24 protein-coding genes, 1 tRNA gene and 1 pseudogene are annotated in these 23,669 nt (G+C 63.7%); 12 read left to right on the top strand and 14 right to left on the bottom strand.

Annotation, left to right across the window (positions count from 1 at the left end):
* Position 1: 1 nt before the first annotated feature.
* The 8 genes and pseudogenes from fdnG to ACWPWO_RS14730 form a co-directional block, all read right to left on the bottom strand.
* Positions 2–3,070, bottom strand: a pseudogene (fdnG, locus tag ACWPWO_RS14765) (formate dehydrogenase-N subunit alpha).
* A 415-nt stretch (positions 3,071–3,485) separates the two neighbouring features.
* Complete coding sequence (locus ACWPWO_RS14760; protein WP_454007219.1) at positions 3,486–3,965, bottom strand: NUDIX domain-containing protein; 480 nt, start codon at positions 3,963–3,965, stop codon at positions 3,486–3,488.
* Positions 3,923–4,531 carry an adenylyltransferase/cytidyltransferase family protein gene (locus tag ACWPWO_RS14755; protein ID WP_454007218.1) on the bottom strand — a complete coding sequence of 203 codons (609 nt, stop codon included), beginning with the start codon at positions 4,529–4,531 and terminating at the stop codon, positions 3,923–3,925. Before ACWPWO_RS14755 ends, ACWPWO_RS14760 begins: the two co-directional genes overlap by 43 nt.
* A 24-nt stretch (positions 4,532–4,555) precedes the next feature.
* On the bottom strand, positions 4,556–5,785 hold the full coding sequence (gene pncB, locus ACWPWO_RS14750) for a nicotinate phosphoribosyltransferase (protein ID WP_454007217.1): 1,230 nt from the start codon (positions 5,783–5,785) through the stop codon (positions 4,556–4,558).
* A 91-nt stretch (positions 5,786–5,876) separates the two neighbouring features.
* Complete coding sequence (locus ACWPWO_RS14745) at positions 5,877–7,019, bottom strand: YbfB/YjiJ family MFS transporter (RefSeq protein ID WP_454007216.1); 1,143 nt, start codon at positions 7,017–7,019, stop codon at positions 5,877–5,879.
* Positions 7,016–7,891: a LysR family transcriptional regulator gene (locus ACWPWO_RS14740; protein ID WP_454007215.1), complete on the bottom strand. Its 876-nt coding sequence runs from the start codon at positions 7,889–7,891 to the stop codon at positions 7,016–7,018. Before ACWPWO_RS14740 ends, ACWPWO_RS14745 begins: the two co-directional genes overlap by 4 nt.
* Before the next feature lie 158 nt (positions 7,892–8,049).
* Positions 8,050–9,009, bottom strand: a complete 960-nt coding sequence (locus ACWPWO_RS14735) for a carbon-nitrogen hydrolase family protein (protein WP_394062293.1) — start codon at positions 9,007–9,009, stop codon at positions 8,050–8,052.
* Positions 9,010–9,027: 18 nt separating this feature from the next.
* A complete protein-coding gene (locus ACWPWO_RS14730) occupies positions 9,028–10,347 on the bottom strand; it encodes an MFS transporter (RefSeq protein WP_454007214.1) in 1,320 nt (439 codons plus the stop codon).
* Between the two features lie 136 nt (positions 10,348–10,483).
* Here ACWPWO_RS14730 and ACWPWO_RS14725 point away from each other — a divergent pair, with 136 nt between their 5' ends.
* The 5 genes from ACWPWO_RS14725 to ACWPWO_RS14705 all read left to right on the top strand — a co-directional run bounded on the left by ACWPWO_RS14725 (position 10,484) and on the right by ACWPWO_RS14705 (position 14,995).
* Positions 10,484–11,389, top strand: a complete 906-nt coding sequence (locus ACWPWO_RS14725; protein WP_454007213.1) for a LysR family transcriptional regulator — start codon at positions 10,484–10,486, stop codon at positions 11,387–11,389.
* 49 nt (positions 11,390–11,438) lie between these two features.
* The gene (locus tag ACWPWO_RS14720) at positions 11,439–11,684 is read left to right on the top strand and encodes an AbrB family transcriptional regulator (RefSeq protein WP_454007212.1); all 246 of its coding nucleotides are present in this window, start codon (positions 11,439–11,441) and stop codon (positions 11,682–11,684) included.
* A 159-nt stretch (positions 11,685–11,843) separates the two neighbouring features.
* Positions 11,844–12,938: an AbrB family transcriptional regulator gene (locus tag ACWPWO_RS14715; protein WP_454007211.1), complete on the top strand. Its 1,095-nt coding sequence runs from the start codon at positions 11,844–11,846 to the stop codon at positions 12,936–12,938.
* Positions 12,939–13,077: 139 nt separating this feature from the next.
* A complete protein-coding gene (locus tag ACWPWO_RS14710) occupies positions 13,078–14,265 on the top strand; it encodes a hypothetical protein (RefSeq protein ID WP_454007210.1) in 1,188 nt (395 codons plus the stop codon).
* A gap of 1 nt (position 14,266) precedes the next feature.
* A complete protein-coding gene (locus ACWPWO_RS14705; RefSeq protein WP_454007209.1) occupies positions 14,267–14,995 on the top strand; it encodes a ferritin Dps family protein in 729 nt (242 codons plus the stop codon).
* A gap of 70 nt (positions 14,996–15,065) precedes the next feature.
* On the opposite strand, the gene ACWPWO_RS14700 is transcribed toward ACWPWO_RS14705, so the two are convergent.
* Genes ACWPWO_RS14700 through ACWPWO_RS14690 form a run of 3 tightly spaced genes read right to left on the bottom strand, consistent with a single transcriptional unit; the run spans position 15,066 to position 16,515 of the window.
* Positions 15,066–15,572, bottom strand: a complete 507-nt coding sequence (locus tag ACWPWO_RS14700) for a pyridoxamine 5'-phosphate oxidase family protein (RefSeq protein WP_454007208.1) — start codon at positions 15,570–15,572, stop codon at positions 15,066–15,068.
* 35 nt (positions 15,573–15,607) lie between these two features.
* Positions 15,608–16,162 (bottom strand): superoxide dismutase [Cu-Zn] SodC, encoded by a 555-nt coding sequence (sodC, locus tag ACWPWO_RS14695; RefSeq protein WP_394062277.1) that lies wholly within the window; start codon positions 16,160–16,162, stop codon positions 15,608–15,610.
* Between the two features lie 32 nt (positions 16,163–16,194).
* Positions 16,195–16,515, bottom strand: coding sequence for a hypothetical protein (locus ACWPWO_RS14690; protein ID WP_454007207.1), 321 nt, complete (start codon positions 16,513–16,515; stop codon positions 16,195–16,197).
* Positions 16,516–16,773: 258 nt separating this feature from the next.
* On the opposite strand from ACWPWO_RS14690, the gene ACWPWO_RS14685 reads away from it, so the two are divergent.
* Positions 16,774–17,028 carry a type II toxin-antitoxin system Phd/YefM family antitoxin gene (locus tag ACWPWO_RS14685; protein WP_454007206.1) on the top strand — a complete coding sequence of 85 codons (255 nt, stop codon included), beginning with the start codon at positions 16,774–16,776 and terminating at the stop codon, positions 17,026–17,028.
* Positions 17,025–17,444: a PIN domain-containing protein gene (locus ACWPWO_RS14680; protein WP_454007205.1), complete on the top strand. Its 420-nt coding sequence runs from the start codon at positions 17,025–17,027 to the stop codon at positions 17,442–17,444. Before ACWPWO_RS14685 ends, ACWPWO_RS14680 begins: the two co-directional genes overlap by 4 nt.
* A gap of 148 nt (positions 17,445–17,592) precedes the next feature.
* Here ACWPWO_RS14680 and ACWPWO_RS14675 read toward each other — a convergent pair.
* Positions 17,593–17,668 (bottom strand) — tRNA-Phe (locus ACWPWO_RS14675).
* Positions 17,669–17,950: 282 nt separating this feature from the next.
* Here ACWPWO_RS14675 and hemA point away from each other — a divergent pair.
* The 5 genes from hemA to ACWPWO_RS14650 all read left to right on the top strand — a co-directional run bounded on the left by hemA (position 17,951) and on the right by ACWPWO_RS14650 (position 22,143).
* Positions 17,951–19,225 carry a glutamyl-tRNA reductase gene (hemA, locus tag ACWPWO_RS14670; protein WP_454007204.1) on the top strand — a complete coding sequence of 425 codons (1,275 nt, stop codon included), beginning with the start codon at positions 17,951–17,953 and terminating at the stop codon, positions 19,223–19,225.
* Positions 19,226–19,325: 100 nt separating this feature from the next.
* Entirely contained in the window at positions 19,326–20,405 is a 1,080-nt protein-coding gene (gene prfA, locus ACWPWO_RS14665) for a peptide chain release factor 1 (protein ID WP_394062270.1), read from the top strand.
* Entirely contained in the window at positions 20,402–21,217 is an 816-nt protein-coding gene (gene prmC / locus ACWPWO_RS14660; protein WP_454007203.1) for a peptide chain release factor N(5)-glutamine methyltransferase, read from the top strand. Before prfA ends, prmC begins: the two co-directional genes overlap by 4 nt.
* Before the next feature lie 21 nt (positions 21,218–21,238).
* The gene (gene grxD, locus ACWPWO_RS14655; protein WP_454007202.1) at positions 21,239–21,565 is read left to right on the top strand and encodes a Grx4 family monothiol glutaredoxin; all 327 of its coding nucleotides are present in this window, start codon (positions 21,239–21,241) and stop codon (positions 21,563–21,565) included.
* Positions 21,562–22,143 carry a UbiX family flavin prenyltransferase gene (locus tag ACWPWO_RS14650; protein ID WP_394062264.1) on the top strand — a complete coding sequence of 194 codons (582 nt, stop codon included), beginning with the start codon at positions 21,562–21,564 and terminating at the stop codon, positions 22,141–22,143. The genes grxD and ACWPWO_RS14650 overlap by 4 nt, the downstream gene beginning before the upstream one ends.
* 50 nt (positions 22,144–22,193) lie before the next feature.
* Here the strand turns inward: ACWPWO_RS14650 and ttcA are convergent, their stop codons facing one another.
* Both ttcA and folB read right to left on the bottom strand, forming a co-directional pair.
* Entirely contained in the window at positions 22,194–23,234 is a 1,041-nt protein-coding gene (ttcA, locus tag ACWPWO_RS14645) for a tRNA 2-thiocytidine(32) synthetase TtcA (RefSeq protein ID WP_454007201.1), read from the bottom strand.
* 61 nt (positions 23,235–23,295) lie between these two features.
* Positions 23,296–23,655 carry a dihydroneopterin aldolase gene (gene folB / locus ACWPWO_RS14640; protein ID WP_454007502.1) on the bottom strand — a complete coding sequence of 120 codons (360 nt, stop codon included), beginning with the start codon at positions 23,653–23,655 and terminating at the stop codon, positions 23,296–23,298.
* Positions 23,656–23,669 lie beyond the last annotated feature (14 nt).

Here is a 23,669-nt window from a genome sequence, read left to right as displayed (position 1 = left end):
CCTATACCTTTTCAAGCTTGACCAGGAAGGACTTGGTCTCGGGGGTTTGCGAGTTGCCATCGCCCACCGGCGGGGTCAGCGTGTTGGCCAGGAAGCCCGGCTTGGCCAGCCCCACGAAGCCCCAGTGGATGGGAATGCCCACCTGGTGCATGGGCTTGCCGTCCACGGTCAGGGCCTTGATGCGCTTGGTGACCACGGCCACGGCCTTGATGTAGCCGCGGTTCGAGGACACCTTGACGCGGTCGCCGTGCGCGATGCCCACCTCCTTGGCCAGTTCTTCGCCGATCTCCACGAACTGTTCGGGCTGCACGATGGCGTTCAGGCGCACGTGCTTGGTCCAGTAGTGGAAGTGCTCGGTCAGGCGGTAGGTGGTGCCCACGTAGGGGAACTCCTCCACCTTGCCCATGGAGGCCAGGTCGTCCTTGAAGACGCGTGCGGCCGGATTGCTGACGGCGCGCGGCTCGTCGGGACTGAGCGGGTTGTAACCCAGCGGAGTCTCGAAGGGCTCGTAGTGCTCGGGGAAGGGGCCTTCGGCCATGCCCTTGCGGGCGAAGAAGCGCGCCACGCCTTCGGGGTTCATGATGAAGGGGGACATGCCGCCGGCCGGATCCTCGTCGATCTTGAAGTCGGGCACGTCGGCGCCCACCCAGCGCTTGCCGTTCCAGTTCACCAGGCTGCGGCGCGGATTGAAGGGCTTGCCTTCCAGGTCGCAGGAGGCGCGGTTCTACAGCACGCGACGGTTGGCCGGCTATGCCCAGGCCCAGTTCAGGGTCTGGCCTATGCCGGTCGGGTCGCTGTTGTCGCGCCGCGCCATCTGGTTGCCCTGCTGCGTCCAGGCGCCGGCGTAGATCCAGCAGCCGCTGATCGTGGTGCCGTCGTCGCGCAGTTCGGCAAAGCCGTCCAGCTGCTCGCCGGCCTTGCGCGTGACGCGGGTCGGGTCGTTCGGATCGGTCAGGTCCGCAAGGGCGCGTCCCGAGTATTCCTTGGCCAGTTCGGCGGCGCTCGGATCGTCCGGATTGGAGTATGGCCAGTACAGGTTCAGGATGGGGTCCGGGTAGGCCCCGCCTTCTTTCTGGTACATGGCCCGCAGGCGGGTGAACAGCGTGCCCATGATCTCGATGTCGCTCTTGGCCTCGCCGGGCGGCTCGGCCGCCTTCCAGTGCCATTGCAGCCAGCGGCCCGAGTTCACCAGCGCGCCTTCCTCTTCGGCAAAGCAGGTCGTGGGCAGGCGGAAGACCTCCGTCTGGATGGAGGCGCTGTCCACGTCGTTGTGCTCGCCGTAGTTGCGCCAGAATTCCGACGTTTCCGTGACCAGCGGGTCCATGATGACCATGTACTTGAGCTTGGAGAAGGCGCGCAGCAGCTTCTTCTTGTAGGGCGCGGCGGCCAGGGGGTTGAAGCCCTGGCAGATGTAGCCGTTCATCTTGCCCTGGTCCATGAGCTCGAAGACCTGCAGCATGTCGTACAGCTTGTCCAGCTTGGGCAGGTAGTCGAAGGCCCAGTTGTTCTCGGCCTGCGCGGCATCGCCCCACCAGGCCTTCATCAGGCTGACGTGGAACTTCTTGTAGTTGCGCCAGTAGCTGAGCTGGTTGGGCCGCAGCGGCTGCTGGGCGCGCGCGGCGATGTAGCCGTCGAATTCCTTCTCCGCCTGGTTGGGCAGCGTCAGGTAGCCGGGCAGCAGGTTGGACATCAGCCCCAGGTCCGTCAGGCCCTGGACGTTGGAGTGCCCGCGCAGCGCATTCATGCCGCCGCCGGCAATGCCGATGTTGCTCAGCAGCAGTTGCACCATCGCGCCGGTGCGGATGATCTGCGAGCCGATGCTGTGCTGCGTCCAGCCCAGTGCGTACAGGATGGTGCCGGCGCGATCGGGCGAGGCCGTGGAGGCCAGCATTTCACAGACCTTCAGGAACTTGTCCTGCGGCGTGCCGCAGACGCGCTGCACCATCTCGGGCGTGTAGCGCTCGTAGTGCTTCTTGAGCAACTGGTACACGGTGCGCGGATGCTGCAGCGTGGGGTCGGTCTTGACGTAGCCGTCCTCGCCCAGTTCGTAGTCCCAGGATGTCTTGTCGTAGCTGCGCTTTTCCTCGTTGTAGCCGGAGTACAGCCCCAGCTCGAAGTCGAAGTCCTCGCGCACGATGAACGACATGTCCGTGTAGTTGCGCACGTATTCGTGCTGGATCTTGTCGTTGTCGAGCAGGTACTTGATGACTCCGCCCAGGAAGGTGATGTCCGTTCCGGTGCGCATGGGCGCGTAGAAGTCCGCCACGGACGCCGACCGCGTGAAGCGGGGATCCACGACGATGAGTTTCGCCTTGTTGTGCGCCTTGGCCTCCGTGACCCATTTGAACCCGCAAGGGTGGGCCTCGGCGGCGTTGCCGCCCATGATCAGCACGATATCCGCGTTCTTGATGTCGACCCAATGGTTCGTCATCGCGCCACGGCCAAACGTCGGGGCAAGACCTGCCACCGTCGGGCCGTGTCAGACACGAGCTTGGTTGTCGAACGCCAGTACGCCGAAGCTGCGGATGACCTTGTGCGTGATGTAGCCCACTTCGTTGCTGCTGGCCGAGGCGGCCAGCATGCCCGTGGTGAGCCAGCGGTTGACCACGGTGCCGTCGGCGGCGGTGGCCTCGAAGTTGGCGTCGCGGTCTTCCTTCATCAGGCGGGCGATGCGATTGAACGCATCTTCCCAGGAAATGCGTTCCCATTTGTCCGAGCCGGGGGCGCGGTATTCGGGGAATTTCAGGCGGTTGGGGCTGTGGATGAAGTCCACCAGGCCGGCGCCCTTGGGACAGAGCGTGCCGCGGTTGACCGGGTGATCCGCATCGCCTTCGATGTGCACCACGCTGGGCTGGGCGTTCTTGGCGCCGTCGCCGCGGGAATACAGCAGCACCCCACAGGCGACTGAACAATAAGGACAGGTGTTGCGCGTCTCTGTCATGCGGGTCAGCTTGTACTGCCTGACTTCCGCCATGGCGGGGGTGGGCGCGGCGCCCAGCAGCACCATGCTGGAGCTGGCCAGCGAGGCCCCCGTCACTTTGAAGAACTGACGCCGACTCATGTTGACCATGCGGCTCTCCAATAGAGTGATTATTGGTGTTTCAAAATCGGACGGGCGCGGCCTTGTGAGCGTTGCAACCCGTTTCATGGTTAGACAGTATAAGCCTGGGGGAGTCGGAAAACGAAACGCCAGGGGTTTTTCTGTATCGAAAACAGCTTTGATTTAATTGATGTTTTTGCAATTGGGAATCAATCGCATTGGTCGGCCGGATATTGTCCTATGTTTTATAAGGATAATTGATGTTTCACTTTGTCCTTTTATGGAATCCGATATAAAAACTGCCGGAAAGCTCGAACTGGACGCGGCAAGCCGCCGGGGACTGAATCCTGACGCTCAGTACGACGTCGATGGACGCCTCCCTGGTCATGATGGTCGCCGGAGCCCTCAACGTGCTGCCGGCGCCGTGGGTGCGGCAGCGGTTCTTCTAGTCCGCGGCGGTGCGCGCGGCGTCCATGAAGGGGATGAAGCGGTCCAGGATGACGGCGTGGTCCTCGAACAGTTCTTCCTCTATCTCGGACAGGCGTTCCACGGGCCACCAGACGGCTTCCTTGGCGTCGTCCTCGCCGCGTACCTCGGGCAGGCGGTTCAGGGCCTGCCGGAAGTGGAAAGCCTTGGTGACCAGGCGGCCGCGCGGGCTGCGGGTCGGGTCGTCGAAGACGGCCTGGGCCTGCAGGGCGGCGTCCATGGTGGCGCGCAGGGGCTTGTAGCCGGTTTCCTCGCCCAGTTCGCGCAGGGCGGCGCGGTAGAACGTCTCGTGCGGATCGACGAAGCCGCCGGGCAGCGCCCATTGGCCGTGGCCGATGTTGCCGCCGCGCCGGATCAGCAGCACGTGGCCGTTGATCTCCAGCACGCTGTCCGCCGTCAGGTAGCAAGGCCCGGTGTACCTGGCCCTGTAGGCGTCCACCGCCTTTTTTCTTCCAGCCGCTCTCGGTATTCGGGCAGGGCTTTCCAGCCCTGCAGGTAGGCGATCACGCCCGGGTGCACATAGGGCGCCAGCACGCGGGCAAAATCCCCTTCGCTGAAGAACACGTCGCGCAGGGCGGCGCCGTCCACTTTCATGGCGCTGCCCGAATCCACGAAGCGCCAGTTGGGGAACAGGTCCAGGTAGTAGCTGGATTCATTCTTGTTGAAGCCCACCAGGCAGATGTCCGGGCGGGCCGCCGCCTCGCGCGCCGCCAGGGACTGCACGCCTTGCTGGACGGCGTGCACCCAGCGCTTGTCGTCGTAGTAGTCGCGCACCGGCAGAAAGCGCACGCGGGCGCGCTGCTCGTCCTCGAGCATGCTGTCCAGCATGGCCTGGCGTTCGACGGCCGTAAAGGGGTTCTTGGGATTGCGGGAGCGCCGGGCCGAGCCGATGACCACCACCACGGTATCGGCCAGCTCGAAAGCCTTGCGGATCAGGGCCAGATGGGCCAGGTGGGGCAATTGCCAGCGGCCTATGACCACGGCGATGGAATGCGGGTTGCGCATGGGGGTTCCTTATGTGCGCCGGGCTCAGAGCGGGTGCTTGAAGACCTGGCTCAGGTAGTTCAGGAAAGTGATGTCGTCGCACAGCGTCTTGCCGGGCGAATCGGAAAGCTTGGCTACGGGCTGCTCGTTGCATTGCACCAGCTTCATGACGATGTTCAGGGGCGTGTGGCCCAGATCGTTGCTCAGGTTGGTGCCTATGCCAAAGCCCAGCTGCACGCGATCGCCGAAGTGGCGGTAAAGCGCCAGGGCGGTGGGCGCGTTCAGCCCGTCCGAGAAGGTCAGCCGTTTGGTGTGGGCGTCGATGCGCAGCCTGGCATAGTGCGCCAGGGCTTTTTCACCCCACAGAACGGGATCGCCCGAATCGTGGCGCAGCCCATCGAAGAGCTTGGCGAAGTACAGGTCGAAGTCGGCCAGGAAGGCGTCCATGCCGACCACGTCGGTCAGCGCCGTACCCAGGTCGCCGCGGTACTCCTGCACCCAGGCCTCCAGGGCGGCCTTCTGGAAGTGGCGCAGCTGGATGCCGACAGTCTGGAAGGTCTGCAGATATTCGTGCGCCATGGTGCCGATGGGCACCAGGTCGAACTTCCGGGCCAGGTACACATTGGAGGTGCCGCGAAAGCAGGCGGGCAGGGCGTCTTTCAGCGTGCCCACCACTTCTTCGTGCCAGGGGCCGCTGTAGCGCCGCCGCAGGCCGAAGTCGAAGAACTCGAAAGGATGGCGGCGCTGGTTCGCGGGATCGTCCAGTTCGCCGCGCAGCAGGGCGATTTTCTCCTTCAGGCGGATGCGGCCCGTCTCCAGGGTCTGTTCCTGGCTGTCATGCGTCAGACGCCTGAAATAGAGCTCGTTGACGATGGCCAGCACGTAGATCTCGAACAGCATCACGTGGATCTGCGGGCCTTTGGCGACGATTGCCAATGCCTCGCCTTCGGCGCGCGCCTGGATGAAGGGACGATGCAACTGGAAGATGCGCAGGAACTGGATGAAGTCGGGCTTGATGTAGCGGCGGTCGGCCAGGTAATCGAGTTCGTCGGGGGCGAAGCGCAGCGAGCACAGGTGGTCCAGCTGCGCATTGACCGCCTCGGTCAGCTCGGCCAGCGGGAAGGCCGGCGTGCTGCGGCATACGAAGCGATACTCCGCCGTGTTCATGGGGTAGGCGTGCAGGATGGCCTGCAGCATGGTGAACTTGTACAGGTCCGTCTCCAGCAGGGAGCGGATCACGGGAAGGTACAGGTCGGGCAGGGTGGCAGGCGCCATGCGGGCTCCTTTGGATAAGGTATTTTCACTATACCTGGAAGCGCCCGAGGATTCGCGCCGGTTCTCGAAGGAGCAGGCCCCGGCTGCATGGCTATAGGCGTCGCAGGCTGATCGCCACGCCGGCCAGCAAGGCGGCCCCGGCCGCCCAGAGTGAGCCGTCCAGCGTCCCGCTGACCGCGAACAGGGCGTTGGCCGCCATGGGCCCCACGATCTGCCCTATGCCGTAGACCAGCGTCATGGCCGCCATCAGGTTCCCCCGCGCCTGGCCGGCCAGCCGTGCGGCGGGCATGGCGATGGTCACGGTCCCCATGAAAGTGCCGCCGACCAGCAGGGCGCTCAGCAAATAGGCGGCGGCATGATGCGCCGCGACGGGCAGCATGACTCCCAGGGCCTGCGCGCCCAGGTTCGTCGCCAGCGCGGAGCGCGTGCCAAGACGCATGTGCAGGCGATGCCAGAGAAAGCAGGGCGGCGCCGCGCCCAGTCCGAATGCCGCCCATACATGCGCGGCGTCCAGCTCCGGCAGGGCGGCCCGCGCCAGCAGCGGCAGATAGGTTGCAGTGATGATGTAGCCGAAGCCGGCCAGGCCGTAGATGGCGACCAGGGGGCCGGGCCGCACGGGAGGCGGCGTCTGTGCGGCGGCAAGCCGTGTCGTCCTGCCGGGCGCGGCCCCCGACAGCAGGCCTGGCGCGATCGCCGCGCTCATGGCGGCGCTGACGGCGCCCAGCAGGAGCCATAGTGCCTTGCTGTCCAGTCCCGCGCCCGCGCCGGCGGCCAGCAACTCCGACGACAAGGCGATGCCTAGTCCGACCCCGGCATACAGCAGCGGCGCGCGGTGCATCTGCTGCTGGCGCTCCAGCAGCCATAGCGATGCCGCCACAATGGCCAGCGCGCTGAAGACGCCCGCCAGCCCGCGGACCGCCAGGATGATGGCGACCGATTCGACCGCTCCCAGGACGGCCAGGCAGGCGGCCGTGCCTGCGCTCGCCCACAGGCACAGGCGATGGGCCGTGCGGGCTCTGAGCCTGAAGGCCAGCAGTGCGCCGAGCAGATAGCCGGCATAGTTGGCGGAGGCCGCCAGGCTGCCGTCGCGCAGGCTCAGCAGGTTTTCCTCGACCATGTGCGGGTAAATCGCCGTGAAGGCAAAGCGCCCGAAGCCCATGCCGATCGCCATGACCAGGGCGGCCTCGATGGCAGGGCGCCAGTTGGGTTCATGGACGGCGGTTGCGCGTCTCATGCCGGAATGCCTTCCAGCTGCTCGAGCATATTCCGTAAGGCGGGCGTGTCGTAGCCTGTGCGCCAGGCCAGCCAGGTATGGGCGTGCCGGATGCTCAGGCACGTCAGGTCCGGCGGCATGCGGGTCAGTTCCAGCACGCTTCTGGGCAGGAGCGCGACGCAGGCGCCCGCGGCTACGCAGGCGACCATGCCGTGATAAGACCCGACCTCTTGAACCGACCATTCGGCGCTGCCAGCCATGCCCAGCCATTCCTCGGCCATGGCCCGGTAGGCGCAGCCTTGCTTGAACGCCGCCAGCGAACGGATCCGGATGTGCTTTGCGGTGCGCACCGGGGCGTGGCCGGCGGGCAGAAGCATCACCAGTTCTTCCTGCCAGACCTGTCTGGCCGACAGGCCCAGGTCGGCCAGCGCTTGCGCCTCGTCCAGAGGCGGCGCCAGGGCGACAAAGGCGCAATCCAGCCTTCCGTTGCGCACCTGCTCCAGCAACTGGCGGGACGGGCCGGTATCGACTTCCAGTCGCGTCGCGGGAAAATGGGCGTGGTAGCTCGCCAGCAGGTCAGGCAAGCGGCTGGCTGCCGTGCTTTCCATGCTGCCCAGATGAAGGACGCCGCCGTGCCGGCCGCCCGTCACCACTTGGCGAGCTTCTTCCTCGAGGGCCAGCATGCGTTGCGCATAATCCAGGAAATGTTCGCCGGCCATGGACAGGGCCATGCGCTTGCCGGTGCGCACGAACAGTTCGACTCCCAGGTCCGCCTCCAGTTGCTGGACGCGGGTGGTGACGTTGGACGGCGCGCGACCCAGCCGGGCGGAAGCTTGCGTGATGCTCAGTTCGGCAGCCACGGCCTTGAATATTCGGAGGGATTCCAGGTCCATTTTGTTCTTAAAAAAAGAATAATATTGAACTAATATTATCTAAACAAGAACAAAAGGGCAAACTGCTTCGACAGGACCATCTTGCCGCGGTCAAGAATCAGGGGGCGGGGTAAAAGTTCTGCCGGGCGCCTGCCGCAGCCGGCTCCCGGCAGAAGGCCTCAGCGCGCTTGCTCAGGCGCGTCTTCAGCCTGGAACTTCACGGCCTGCTTGGCCCGGGTGTCGACGTGCAGCGAGAAGATGTCGGGGCGGGAATAGTGGCCGCACACGTCGAAGTCCAGGTTGCCCTGTTTCAGCAAGCCCATGTCCAGCTCGGCATAGAGCTCGGTTTCCTCGTCGTAGACGGGGCCGGCCAGGACCTCGCCGACCGGACTGACGATCATGCTGCCGCCGTGCATGATGTAGCCGTCTTCCGATTCATGGCCGGGCAGGTCGAACTCCCGGCGGAAGGACTCGGGGTAGGCCGACAAGCGGATGGCCTGGCAGGCCGACAGTACGAACACCCGTCCCTCCAGCGCGATATGGACCATGGAGCTGGGCCAGGTCTTGCGGTCGTCGGCGGTGGGGGTGCAATAGATTTCCGTGCCCTGGGCGTACATGGTCTGGCGCAGCGCCGGCATGTAGTTCTCCCAGCAGATCACATTGCCGATGCGGCCATGCGGCGTATCCACCGTGCCCATGGTCGAACCATCCCCGAATCCCCATACCAGCCGCTCCTGGCCGGTGGGCATCAGCTTGCGGTGCAGGCCCACGACGCCCTTGCCGGGCGCCAGGGTCAGGGCCGTGCAGTACAGGGTGCGACCCATTTTTTCGATGACGCCCATGACGGTATGCACGCCGCTTTGCGTGACGGCGTCGGCCAGGGCCTGCAGCTCGGGGCCGTCCAGGGAGACGGCGCCGTCCACATACATCTGGTAGAGTTCGCGCCCTTCGGGGCGGCGGTTGCCCACGACGCTGCCAAAGCTGATGCCTTTGGGGTAGCCGCCCAGGAACGCTTCGGGAAAGACGGCGATGCGGGCGCCGTTCCCGGCCACGCGGTGCAGGATGTCGGCCGCTTTTTCCACGCTGCGGGCGGAATCGAAGGGAATGGACGCGGCTTGCACGACGGCGACTTTGGTCATAGTGGTCTCCATGGTTGATCAGCCTGCGGAAAGATCGATGTCTCTGGTTTCGGGCAGGCGGGTATACAGAATCAGAAAGCACACCAGGGATACGGCGGCCAGATACCAGGCGGGCACGTTGGGGTTGCCGGTGTACTGGATCAGCGCCGCCGCGATGAACGGGCCGGGGCCGGCCAGCAGCGCCGAGGATACGTTGTGGCCCAGGGCCGCGCCGGTGGAACGGATGGATGCCGGAAAGACTTCCACCAGCAGCACGACGTTCATGACGGCCGAGATGCTCACCAGGAAGGCCAGGATGATCAGGCCCAGCAGGATCAGGCCGGTCTTGCCGGAGTTCAGCATGAGGAAGACGGGGTAGGCCATGATGGTCAGCCCCAGCGCCGCGAACAAGGCCGGCTTGCGGCGGCCGTGGCGATCCGAGAAGCGCCCCACCAGCGGATGCAGCACGCAATACGCCACCAGCGAAATGCTGCACAGCCACAGCGCCGAGGTCTTGCTCATGCCCAATATGGAGACCAGATGATTGTTGGCGTAGGTGATGAAGTAGTAGAGCGAGACCAGGAACAGCGCGGGAAAGGCAAAGGACTGCAGGAAGGCATTGAACTTGTCTTTGCGGGAGACGCGCTCCAGGGTGTTGTTGGCTTTTTTCTCCTGCAGCTCGTGGTAGACCGGCGTATCGGACAGCTTGCGCCGGATGAAGACGGCCACGAAGGTCATGACGATGGACAGCACGAAGGGCAGGCGCCAACCCCAGTTGATGAGTTGTTCATCGCTCAGGGCGGTGCTGATCGCGGCGGCGGTTGCCGTGCCGGCCAGAAAGGCAATGCCGGCGGTGAAGGGCACGACGCTGGCGGGGCTGGCCCGACGGTTCGGAGGAGCGCTTTCCACCAGGAAGATGCCGGCGGCGGACCATTCGCCGCCCACCATCATGCCCTGAAGAAAGCGCAGGATCACCAACAGGATGGGCGCGGCGATTCCGATCGTGGCATAGCCGGGCAGCAGGCCGATCAGGGTGGTGAATACGCCCATGCCGAATACAGTGATCATCAGGACGATCTTGCGGCCGAAACGGTCGCCGATCGGGCCCAGGATGAGCGCGCCGAAGGGACGGGACATGAAGCCGACGGCAAAGACGGCCAGCGACGACAGCAGGGATACCCCGGCTGCGTCCGAGGGGAAGTAGATGCTGCCGATGATGGCGGCAAAGTAGCCATAGATGGCGAAGTCGAACCATTCCATGAAGTTGCCGATGCCGACCGCGACGACCTGTTTTCTGTTCAGGCCGGGACGGCCTGGGACGGCGGCGGCGCCGTGGCGTGGGGCAGCAGTGATGCCCATGATAGTGCTCCTCGTGCAGAACAAGTTTGGGATGGCCTTTGTTGTGGTTGTGGCCGATTTTCAGTCTAATCACGGCAGGTAATTATTCAAACTAATTCGATAAATGACCTCGATAAACATTGCTAATATCAGGCGTGTGGATCTGAACCTGCTGCTGGTTTTCCAGTGCCTCATGAACGAGCGCAGCGTGACCAAGGCGGCCAACGTCCTGTTCGTGACGCAAGGCGCCGTCAGCGCTTCCTTGCGCAAGCTGCGCGTGATGTTCAACGACGAGCTGTTCACGCGCGGCTCCCACGGTATGGCGCCCACGCACAAAGCCCTGGAGATCGCGCCGCAGATTTCGGAGGCCTTGAAGAGCATCTCTGCGCTGGTGACGCCGGAGCAGCATTTCGACCCGCAACGCTCCAGCCGGGTATTTCGCATCGCCTTGTCCGACGATCTGGAGAACATGCTCGCCAAGCGCATGATCCGGGCTGTGGACCAGCGTGGCTGGTCCATCAGTTTTTCCTTCTATCAGACCAATAGCTATGTATGGCCGCAAAGCATGGCGGAGCATGATGCGGACCTGGTCATCTGTTCCAGTCCCAAGCACCTGAGCGCCGTGCACAAGTCACAGGTGTTGTTCTCGGCCTCTTACGCCTGTTTGTACGATCGCGAGTCGACGAACTTTTCCACGCCCATCAGCAAGCAGGAGTACCTGGAGGCGCAGCACGGGCGCGTCTCCTATGACGGCTTGCGCGGCTTTGTCGATGAACTGTTCGATGCCGAACATGTCCAGCGCAAGGTCAAGGCTTCGTTCACCCATTTTTCCGGCGCCGTCAATGCGGTGATCGGCAGCCGGCTGGTGCTGACCTTGCCGGATTACGCGGCGCATTCGTTCGCCGAGTCCAATCGCCGCCTGGCGGTGTCGGCGGCGCCGCTGCGCGTGCCTTCCTTCATCGTCTCCATGATCTGGGACATCAATGCGGAACATGACGAGGAGAACCGCTGGCTGCGCCGCTTCGTCCTGGAGTTGACCGGCGAGCCTGCCGGGTCTTATTAAAATGAAGAAGAGGGGCGCCAGGCCCGGTCCTGGCTTTGTGGTTTTGCAGATGAACATATGGATTCGAATCGCCATCGGCTTCCCCTATCTGCTGTTTCGCCTGTCGAGCATTCCCTATCCCACGCTGGTGCTGGGGGTCAGCCCCGGCGGCATCGCGGAGATGGCCATCACCGCCAAGGTCCTGCAGCTGGGTGCGCCCATGGTCACCTCCTTCCAGGTGGCGCGCATGGTCTTCGTGCTGGTGCTGACCGGCCCCCTGTATCAAAGTCTGGCGCGGCTGCTGCGCGTATCCTGAGCGCGCGGCGTCGTCAGTCGTGCCGGCCCTTTTGCAAAGCCCAGTCCGCGGACTGGGCTTTTTCGTCGAGGGCATGGAACTTGCTGGCTTGGCAGTCGTGTCGAGACCCATCGGCCGGCGCATCTGTACCGGTTCAGGGACAAGCGGCAACTGGCGTGCATGGACGTCGCTGGCCGTCAAATAGAACCAGCCCCTGGATTTAGGGGTTTGCAAATGAATATAGGGATTCGGGTCTGCATCGGCGTTGTCATAGCGCTGCTCGGCGCTTTGGGCGCGGGCCGGCTCCATATACCCATGCCCTGGATGCTGGGGGCGCTGATCCTGACCGCCGTCACCAAGATGGCGGGCAGCCCCGGCGTCTGTCTGCCTGCGTTGCGCAATGCGGGCCAGTGGGTCATCGGCGCCTCGCTGGGCCTGTATTTCACGCCGGCCATGGTGCGACTGATCGCCGGCAATGCGCCTTTCATCCTGATGGGAATGCTGTTCGCTCTGGTGCTGTGCTGCCTGGGCACTTTCATGCTGACCCGTTTCGCAGGCTTGGATTTGCGCACGGCCTGGTTCGCCAGCGCGGTGGGAGGCGCCAGCGAGATGACCGGGCTGGCCGAACGTTATGGCGCGCGGCCGGACATGGTGGCCTCGGCGCAAAGCCTGCGCGTGCTGATGGTGGTGTTGATCATTCCTTTTGTCTTCGAGGTTCTGGGGGTTTCCGGCGAACAGGCCGGCGCGGTGCTCAGGCCGGACTTCCTGTATCTGCCCGGCCTGGCCCTGCTGATGCTGCTGAGCAGCGCCGCAGGCGGGCTGTTTCAGGTGTTGAGCCTGCCCAATCCCTGGGTGTTGGGTCCACTGCTGGTCGTGGCTTTGCTGACCTACAACGATGTGGTGCTGTCGGGCCTGCCGGTGGAGATGACCAACCTGGGCCAGCTATGCATAGGCTGGTCGCTGGGCGACAAGTTCGGCTCGGACTTCTTGCGCCGGGCGCCGCGCTACCTGGGCGTGGTCGCGGCGGCCAATGTGCTGAACCTGGGTCTGGCCTTCGGCTTCGCCTATCTGCTGTTCCGCCTTTCGGACATTCCCTACCCCACGCTGGCCTTGGGCGTCAGCCCCGGCGGTATCGCGGCGATGGCCATCACCGCCAAGGTCCTGCAGCTGGGTGCGCCCATGGTCACGTCCTTCCAGGTGGCGCGCATGGTCTTCGTGCTGGTGATGAGCGGCCCCTTGTATCAAGGCCTGGCGCGGCTGCTGCATGCAGATTGAGCGCGAAGCGCCGGCCGGCGCGTCGGTCCCTTGGAGAGTCCGGCCCGCGGACCGGGCTCTTTCATCCAGGGCATGGAACTTGCTGGTGTGGCAGCCGTGCGCACCACGACCGTCACTTCAACGAGCAGGGAGAGAGTCTATGAGTTTATTGAACAATGTATGGGACCAGCCCGGCACGCCGCTGGACAGGCAGAAATTCACCTGGCGGGACATGGTGGGCCAACCCATCAGCAAGCTGGACGACGACGCTTTCACGCGGATCCGCATCATCCTGCTGAATGGACTGGAGCTGGACGCCTTGCGTCTGAAGCACATCGCTGCGCGTTTCAACCGGGATCTGCGCTTGCCGCTGGCCCGCCTGCGGCGGGTGGAGCAGCATCAGGCCACCCTGGTGAACTGGCTGCTGTCGGCCGACCATTCTCCCCTGGAGACCACGATTGCCTATGAGCAGGTGGCCATCGAAGTCACCGCCGCCGTCGCCAAGGCCGAGCTCGATCCTTACCAGGCGCAGACCTACCGTTTCGGCCTGCTGGAGGATTTCGACCACTTGTACCGCTACAGCGCCATGCTGGACAGGCTGGAGGGCAAGGACGCCAACAACATCATCCAGGGATATACCGACATCGTGCCGGGAAGGCCCACCGCGGACGAGCACCGCCATCCCGACGACGACGTGCGTCAGCCCTACGACCGCGCGCGGGCCCACATCCTGACCAAGGTGCATGCCACATTGATCACGGCGGCCGAATACCAGACCCATGATTACTACATGAACATCGGTCCCCTGTTCGCCGATCCGGTGGCGCGCCAGCTCTATGCCGAGATCGCCTCCATCGAGGAGCAGCACGTCACGCAGTACGGCTCCTTGCAGGATCCGGAGGAGTCCTGGCTGGAGAAGATCCTGATCCATGAGGCCACCGAGGTCCACACCTATTACAGTTGCGTGGAATCCGAGACCAACCCGCGCATCAAGGCCATCTGGGAGCGCTTCCTGGATTATGAGCTGGGCCATCTGACGGAAGTGTGCGAACTGTTCAAAAAGCATGAACGCCGCGATCCGGCCGAGGTGCTGGGTACGGCCATGCCGGCGCCTCTGGGCCTCAAGCCGCAACGGGAATTCATCCGCAGCGTGCTCGAGGCCGAAGTGGACCTGCGCGCCAAGGGGACGAACTACGTGCCCTTGGAGCAGGAAAGCCCGCAGTCCCTGCGCCAGCGCGCCATTCTGAACGCCGACGGCTCGCCGACCAATACGGTGTCGGCCGGATATCAGTGGGCGCCGGGCACGCAGTTGAACCATCGCATTCAGATCGATACGGCAAGGAGCTGACATGGAAAACCAGACCAAGGTAGGAATGAATCGCACCGGCATCCAGATGGCGCCGGTCATGGGCCCCGATCAGATCGAGTATGCGCGGACCTGGCCCGCCCAGCCGCTGGAGGGCAATGAAGACGCCATCGCCGCCCTGCGGGGGGACTACATCCGTCATGCCGAGCGGGTGGGCGCGGTGCCCATGCCCGTGACCGGCAGGGGAATCGCCACCACCGCGGTGGGAGAGCTGATGGGCCGCCGCCCCGCCGTCCTGTTCGACAAGCTGGGCGAGCGGGCGGCCTACGAGCGCAGCGGCGTGCGGCTCTACCAGGCCATGATAGGCAAGGTGAAGGCGTGCGAGTATGCCGAAAAGACGGCCCTGCTGGCCGACCTGCACTACATCATGAACGAGGAACTGCATCATTACCAACTGGTGGTCAGGGCGATCAAGGAGCTGGGCGGCGACCCTACCGCGCAGACCCCGTCGGCCGACGTGAGCGCCGTGGCGTCCATGGGCATCATCCAGGTGCTGACCGACCCGCGCACCACGCTGGCGCACGGACTGCAGGTTCTTCTGACGGCGGAAATGACGGACAAGGCCTGCTGGGAGCTGCTGGTCGAACTGGTGCGCGACGCTGGGCAGGATGATATGGCGGCATTGTTCCAGGACGCGCTGGAGATCGAACGCGAACACGAGATTCGGGTCAAGCGCTGGCTGCAGGTGTTGCTGAGCGACGAAGGCGCGTAAGCGGGCACTGGTGCGAAAACTGAAAAGCCCAGCTCGACGGCTGGGCTTTTCGGGCTGATTCCGGGCAAGTCTAGTCGATCTTGCCGTGCTTGCCCATATCGGCGGGACGCTCGCCCATGATGGCGGCCTTGACCATCTTGGCCATCTGGGTCAGCTTTCCTTCTTCCACATTCCAGTATTCGGCGGAATGGATCTGCACGCAGACCAGGGTCAGGTCGGGATCCTCGATGCCTTTGGGAAACCAGGCCTCGGTCATGGTATTCCAGAAGCGTTCCTTGTGGTCCATGTCGTCGACCAGGCTGGCCGTGCCGGCCACGGAAACGTAGGTGTCGTGCCTGCTGTCCGCATAGCTGACATTGACGCGCGGGTCGGCCAGCAGCTCTGCCACGGGCTCGCTCGAGCGCGACATGAAGAACCAGAGCTTGTCGTCGTCCGGCCGCTCCATCTTGGCCTTCTGGGTCGTCATGGGCCGGGCATGCAGGACATCGCCGGCGCCGTGAGTGGTGAACATCGCAAAACGGATGTCCTTGATGAGGTCTTGCAGGCGTTTAAAAGAAGATTCCACTTGTCCGTTCATAACGTCTCCTTGGAGAGGTTGAAAAAGCCGGAAGCCTATTTTTCAATGACGCCGCACGCGATCCGGCCGGCGCCTCCGCCAAGCGGTTCGGGATGGTCGGAGTGGTTGTCGCCGCCTTCGTGGATCATCAGGGCGCGGCCGCGGATCTGATCCAGCGACTTCAGGCGCGGAGCCAGCACGGGCGTTGTCGCCGTCCCATCCGCGCCGACGTACAGCGCCGGCAGGTCGCCCAGGTGGCCATCGCCCCAGGGAAAGCCATGCTTGCCCGTCTTTTCGGGATCCAGGTGACCTCCCGCCGCCCCGGCCGGCGTCACTTTGCCTTCTTTTTCGGCGGGATCGCAGTCGGGTTTTTCATGGACGTGAAACCCATGGATTCCGGGTTTCAGCCCCTCGAGCTCCGGCGTGAAGACCAGGCCGTAGTTCGTCTGGCTGACGGACACCTGCCCAATCTTGTCCGCAGATCCATCCTTGGTGGCCAAGGCCATGGGAATCGTGATGTCGTCGGCTAGGGCCGGCGCCGCCAGCCCCAGGCTTGCGGCCGCGCCAGCCGCGACGAATGCGTGTCGAACATAGACTGAAAAAAGACGCATGATTCTGGCTCCTCTTGAAAGGCAAACAGATATCAGGCCAGCCTAGCATCGATCGCAGCCGCACATTTAAGTAGACGTTTCTCTTTGTCAGCAAAGCCCGAATCGGGGGCGGCCTTACTCCAGAGTCTGAGGCGGGGCCGTTGCGTTAAAACGCGAACTGCGTTCTTCCAGGAGATCGGCATGGCCAGTAGCAATGTGTCGAGAGGCGGATGATCGAAGCCCTCGCCAGCCAGTTTTCCCGTCGCCAGGAGTACACGAGGAGCATCTGGCGGCAGTGCTTTCAGATCGTCCACCAGTGCTGCTCGCTGCTTTTTCGACATGCGGCCGCGCAAGACAAAGGGTGCTGGTTTCAAGTTGTCGAGTTCGACTCATGGCATTGAGGTGCTCCGTGCGTTCGGTCAGAACCAACACCTTCCGATCCTGCATGCGCGCATCGCGGATTTCGGCTGAGATGGCTGCTGTGTACCGGAGAACCCCGCACCAACTGGCGCAGCCACTTTGGCCAAATGGGGTTTTACCTGAGTTGGCCCTGAAGACGCCACAAAAACTTGAAAAAGCGCTTCTCTTGTAGTAATGTACCTACATGTCATTTTGGTGCAGGAGACATCGCCATGACCATCACGACCCTATCGAGCAGAGAGCTGAATCAAGACGTGACCCGTGCTAAGAAAGCAAGCAAAAGCGGCCCCGTGTTCATCACGGATCGCGGTAAACCGGCGCATGTGCTTTTGAGTTTCGAGGAGTACCAACGGCTGACCAAGCAGCGACGTAACATCGCAGATGCGCGGGCAATGCCAGATGCAGCGGACATTGATTTTGAGCCGCCGCGTGCAGACCTTAGGATCCAACCGGCTGATTTCTCATGATGTATGTGCTCGATACCAATGTGGTGTCCGAATTACGCAAGGTGCGACTTGGCAAAGCGGATGTGAACGTTGCCGCTTGGACGGAAAGTGTCGATGCAGCAGACCTCTTCGTGTCAGCCATCACCATCATGGAGCTGGAGCTTGGCATTCTGTCCATCGAACGCAAGGATCCAATCCAAGGTGCCATGTTGCGTTCTTGGCTAGAGCAACATGTCTTGCCGGAGTTCTCCAGCCGCACGTTGCCGGTTGACACAGCCGTAGCGCAACGCTGCGCCCGATTGCAAGTGCCTGACAAGCGAGGTGAGCGCGACGCGCTGATTGCGGCAACGGCGCTCGTTCATGGCATGACGGTCGTTACGCGCAATGTGCCGGATTTCAAAAATACCGGCGTGACCATTATCAACCCCTGGGTATGAGCGCATTGCGCCAGGTGGTCCGAGAGAACGACCGCATGCTGGTCTTAGCCCAGTGCGGCTGTTTATGGGGTAGAGCCAAAGTCAGCCCGAGCCGATCAAGCTGACAACAAAAAGCCCAGCGGTTAAGCTGGGCTCTTTGAAGCGATTCTGGTGGCCTGGGGCGGAATCGAACCACCGACACAAGGATTTTCAATCCTCTGCTCTACCGACTGAGCTACCAGGCCATGTGCTGCTCGGTAAAAACGAAACTATAACACAGGTTTTGAAGTGTGCGCGCAAAACAACAAAAAATTTTGCACTTTCCTTGTTTCGCCTCCTGGAGAAGGTCGATCGTGACGTCAAACCGGTCCTTTCGCAGGAGGGCAGATTATAATCATAAAAAACGGCGTCGCGGAGCATTTTTGTCAAAAAGCATCCCGGCGGCGTAAAATCAGGTGCATCGCACGCGGCTTGCCCAGGCAGGGCCGCCTGTTTCGGTCTTTTCAGGGCCTCGGCCCCTATCGCTCATGTCAGTAGATGTCCTCACCTTCGGTCTGAATCACGTGTCCGCGCCGGTCTCCGTGCGCGAGCGCGTGGCGTTCCCGATCGACGTGTTGAAGCCGGCGCTGGACACCTTGCGTTCCACGTTCGGCAACGGCGTGCGCGAAGCGGCCATCCTGTCCACCTGCAACCGCACGGAAATCTATTGCGCGGCCGAGCCGCACGTGGCCGAACGCCTGCCCGAATGGATGGCGGACTTCAACAGCCTGCGTTCCACCGAACTGACTCCGCACCTGTACCGTTACAACCAGAACGAAGCCGTGCGCCACGCCTTTCGCGTGGCCAGCGGCCTGGACTCCATGGTGCTGGGCGAGCCCCAGATCCTGGGCCAGATGAAGGACGCCGTGCGCGCCGCCAACGAGGCCGGTTCGCTGGGCACCTTGCTGCACCAATTGTTTCAGCGCACCTTCTCCGTCGCCAAGGAGGTCCGCACGCAGACCGCCATCGGCGCGCATTCGGTGTCCATGGCGGCTGCCGCCGTGCGCCTGGCCGAACGCGTCTTCGGCGACCTGTCCCAGGCCAAGGTGCTGTTCATCGGCGCCGGCGAGATGATCGAGCTGTGCGCCACCCACTTCGCGGCGGTCAACCCCTGTAGCATCGTGGTGGCCAACCGCACGCAGGAGCGTGCGGAAACCCTGGCTTCGCGCTTCCTGGCCACCACCATGAAGCTGGCCGACATCCCCGACCGCCTGGCCGAGTTCGACGTGGTCGTCTCCTGTACGGCCAGCACCCTGCCCATTCTGGGCCTGGGCATGGTCGAGCGCGCCGTGCGTTCACGCCGCCATCGCCCCGTAGTCATGGTCGACCTGGCCGTGCCGCGCGACATCGAAACCGAGGTCGGCCGCCTGGACGACGTCTATCTGTACACGGTCGACGACCTGGGCCGCCTGGTCCAGCGCGGCACCGACGCCCGCCGCGCCGCAGTGGTGCAGGCCGAAGCCATCATCGACACCCAGGTGCAGCAGTACATGCACTGGCTGCGCAACCGGGCCATCGTGCCCACCATCCTGGATGTCCAGCAGTCGGCCGAGCAGGTCCGCCAGCACGAGCTCGACCGCGCCCGCCGCATGCTGGCCCGCGGCGACGATCCCGCCGACGTGCTGGAATGGCTGGCCCACGGCATGACTCAGAAGTACCTGCACGGCCCCATGGCCGAACTGACCCGCAGCGAAGGCGCCGAGCGCGAGCAGCTGCTGGGCCTGTTGCCTCGCCTGCTGCCTTCCACCACGCGTCGGCGTTAGCGTTTCTGGCGGCTTGTTTCACCGACTTCCTGCGGTGCAGCCAGATGTGTAGCGTCGCCCTGCGCCCAGGCCTTCTGATTTCCCTTTAGGCTTTTCCCCTATGAAAGACTCTATGCGCAGCCGGCTGGAGCAACTGGCCCGCCGTCTCATCGAAGTGGATGCCATGCTGGCCGAGCCCGAGATCGCCGGCAATATGGACGAGTTTCGCAAACTGTCGCGTGAGCGTGCCGAACTGGAACCCGTGGTGACCGCGTTTTCCGCCTATGAATCGGCCGAGCAGGACCTGCAGGCCGCCCAGGACATGATGTCCGATCCCGAACTGAAGGAAATGGGCGAGGAAGAATTCAAGCTGGGCAAGGAGCGCATCCAGCAACTGGAAGACGAGCTGCAGATCCTGCTGCTGCCGCGCGACCCGGATGACACCCGCAACGTGTTCATCGAGATCCGCGCCGGCGCCGGCGGCGACGAAAGCGCGCTGTTCTCGGGCGATCTGCTGCGCATGTACATGCGCTACGCGGAGAACTGCGGCTGGCGCACCGAGATCATGTCGGCCAGCGAGGCCGACCTGGGCGGCTACAAGGAGGTGGTGGTGCGCATCGAGGGCCAGGACGTCTACGGACGCCTGAAATTCGAGTCCGGCGCCCATCGCGTGCAGCGCGTGCCGGAAACCGAGGCGCAAGGCCGCATCCACACGTCCACCTGCACCGTGGCCGTGCTGCCCGAGGCCGAAGGCCTGAGCGAGATCGTCATCAACCCGGCCGACCTGCGCGTGGACACCTTCCGTGCCAGCGGCGCGGGTGGCCAGCACGTCAACAAGACCGACTCGGCCGTGCGCCTGACCCACCTGCCCACCGGGCTGGTGGTGGAATGCCAGGACGACCGCTCCCAGCATCGCAACCGCGAGAAAGCCATGCAGGTGCTGGCGGCCCGCCTGAAAGACAAGCAGCAGCGCGAGCAGGCCGACAAGGAGGCCGCCCAGCGCAAGAGCCTGGTGGGCACGGGCGACCGTTCAGAGCGCATCCGCACCTACAACTTCCCGCAGGGCCGCATGACGGATCATCGCATCAACCTGACGCTGTACAAGCTGGGATACATCATGGACGGCGATCTGGACGAGCTGATCAAGGCCCTGCTGTCCGAGCACCAGGCCGAGCAACTGGCCGCGCTGGCGGAGGCATGAGCCTGACTCTGCGCGCCTTGCAGGCGGACAGCGCCTTGCCGCGCCTGGAGCGGGACATGCTCTGGATGCAGGTGCTGGGCGTCTCCCGCTCCTGGCTGATCGCCCATGACACGGACGAGCTGCCGCAGGACAGGGTCCAGGCCTATCGCCGCCTGGAAGCGCGCCGCCTGGCGGGCGAGCCCATGGCCTACATCGTCGGCGTGCGCGAGTTCATGGGTCATGAATTCCTGGTCTGCCCGGACGTGCTGATTCCCCGTCCCGATACGGAAACCCTGGTGGAACAGGCGCTGGAGCGCCTGCGGGACGTCGCGGCGCCGCGCATCCTGGACCTGGGCTGCGGCAGCGGCGCCATCGCCGTCTCGCTGGCGCTGGCGCGACCAGATGCGCAGGTGGTGGCCACGGACATCAGCGCCCCGGCGCTGGAACAGGCCCGCCTAAACGCCCAGCGGCTGTGCGGGAAAGTCGAGTTTTGCCTGGGGAGTTGGTACGATGCCGTGTCGGGTCTGCCGCCCTTTGACCTGATCGTGTCTAATCCGCCGTACATCGCGGCGGACGATGCGCACCTGGACCAGGGGGACGTGCGCTTCGAGCCGCGCCATGCCCTGACGGACGGGGCTGACGGCTTGACGGATTTGCGTACAATAGTTCAAGGGGCCGGGTTGCATTTGCGCCCGGGGGGCAGTCTTCTCATGGAACACGGCTGGGATCAGGCCGACCATGTGCAGAATATGCTGCGTCACGCCGGATTCACCCAGATCGCCAGCCATGCCGATCTGGCCGGGATACGGCGGGTCACAGGCGGTCAACGTTAATTCTTTTCTTACGAGAACATCATGAGTGAAGTTCAAGATTTCATCCGCGAAACGGTCACGGAAAACCCTGTCGTCCTGTTCATGAAGGGCACCGCCCAGGCTCCCCGATGCGGCTTCTCCGCCAGCACCGTGCAGAACCTGCGCGCCGTGGGCCTGAGCCAGGTGGTCATCGTCAATGTGCTGGACGACGCGGAAGTGCGCCAGGGCATCAAGGATTACTCCAACTGGCCCACGATTCCCCAGCTGTACATCAAGGGCGAATGCGTCGGCGGTTCGGACATCGTGTCCGAAATGTACGAGAACGGCGAGCTGGAAGCCATGCTGCGCGAGGCCGGGGCCCTGGAGTGAGCGCCAGGCGACGCCTTGTCGTCGGCATGACCGGGGCCACGGGGGCCGTCTACACCGTGCGCCTGCTCCAGGTGCTGAAGACCTGTCCGGATGTCGAGACCCATCTGGTGATCTCGCCTTCCGGGGTGCTGAACATCAAGTACGAGCTGGACATAGGCCGGCACGACATCCAGGCCCTGGCCGACCAGGTCCATAATTTCCGGGACGTGGGCGCGACGCTGGCCAGCGGCAGCTTTCCCACGGCCGGCATGGTCATCGTGCCCTGTTCCATGCGGACCCTGGCGGCGGTGGCCCACGGGCTTTCGGACAATCTCATCACCCGCGCGGCGGACGTCACCCTGAAGGAGCGCCGCCGCCTGGTCATGATGGTGCGCGAGACGCCGTTCAACCTGGCGCACCTGCGCAACATGACGGCGGTCACGGAAATGGGCGGCATCATCTTCCCGCCCATGCCGGCCTTCTACCTGCGCCCCAAGAGCATAGACGACATCGTCGACCACACGGTGATGCGGGTGCTGGAGCTGTTCGACATTCAGGTGCCCGGCGAACGCTGGGACGGCTCGCAGAAGCCGGCCTGAAACAAAAAAACCTGGCTTTGCAGCCAGGTTTTTTTTGTCTGCCGATCGGCCTATTGACCTGATCGACGCTTGCTGACGAAGATCATCTTCTGCTCGCCCGCGGCGGCCGGCTGGGCCGGGGTGAAGGCGTCCCTGCGGGCGTCCTCCTCGTCGGCCAGGTCGGCAGGGCTCAGGCCCGCGGGCAGGTGGTCGTCGAAGTAATCCTGGTCGAAGCCCGTATCGCCGTCCGGATCGGCCTGGCCGGTCACCTTCAGATCGGTGAAGTTGTACAGCTGCGAGTCCATCAGGTGCGAGGGAATGACGCGCGTCAGCGCGCCAAAGACGTTCCAGGAGCGGTGCGGGAATTTCTTGTCCCATTCCGCGATCATGCGGTTGATCTCCTGGCGCTTCAGGTTTTCCTGCGAGCCGCACAGATTGCAGGGCATGATGGGAAACTGCTTGAGCTTGGCGTAGGCGATCAGGTCTTTTTCGGGCACGTAGGCCAGCGGGCGGATCACGATGTGCTCGCCGTTGTCCGACATCAGCTTCGGAGGCATGCCTTTCATGCGCCCGCCGTAGAACAGGTTCAGGAAGAAGGTGGCCAGGATATCGTCGCGGTGGTGGCCCAGGGCGATCTTGGTGGCGCCCAGCTCCTTGGCGACGCGGTACAGGATGCCGCGGCGCAGACGCGAACAGAGCGAACACATGGTCTTGCCTTCGGGGATGACGCGCGTCACTACCGAATACGTGTCCTGGGTCTCGATGTGATAGGGCACGCCGAGTTTTTCCAGGTAGTCGGGCAGGATGTGGTCCGGGAAGCCGGGCTGCTTCTGATCCAGGTTGACGGCCACGATGTCGAATTTGATGGGCGCGCGCTTCTGCATGGTCATGAGCACGTCCAGCAGGCCGTATGAGTCCTTGCCGCCGGACAGGCAGACCATGACTTTGTCGCCGTCCTCGATCATGTTGAAGTCCCCGATGGCGCGGCCCACTTCGCGCATGATGCGCTTGCTGAGCTTGTTGTCGTCGACGCGCTGTTTGCGTTCGGCCTTGGTGGCGAAGGCGACGGCGTCGGTCTCGGGAGCGGGAAGGGTGCTGGTGTCTTGGGACATAGGAAAAGCGATAGGAGTGTCATTTGCCCCGTCCCGCCGGCGGGCGGGCGTGCGCGCGCAATCAGCGGCTGCGTTCGATTTCAATGCCGACGGCGTCGCAGTCGGGGAAGGCCTGGGGCTTGCTGACCCGGATTTTAACGCGTTCTATGGCCGGGAATTCGTTCTGTATGCGATCGGCCAGTTGTTCGACCAGGGTTTCCAGCAGATTGGTGTGATGCAAGGTGCTGACCTCGATCAGCGCCTGGCGCAATTGCCGGTAATCCAGCACGCTGTCTATGTCGGCGTCGTCCACGGTACGGGTGATGGCGGCGTCGAATTCGGCGTCGATGTGCAGGGGCTGGCGGCGGGCCAGTTCGTGGTCCAGGATGCCGATGGAGGCGTCCACGACCAGGTTCTTGATGAAAATGCGGCGGGTGGGCATGACAGGCAGGAAGC

The organism is Alcaligenes sp. Marseille-Q7550, assembly GCF_965112015.1.
Note: the sequence above shows the minus strand (reverse complement) of the source record. Positions and strands in the feature narration are given on the sequence as shown.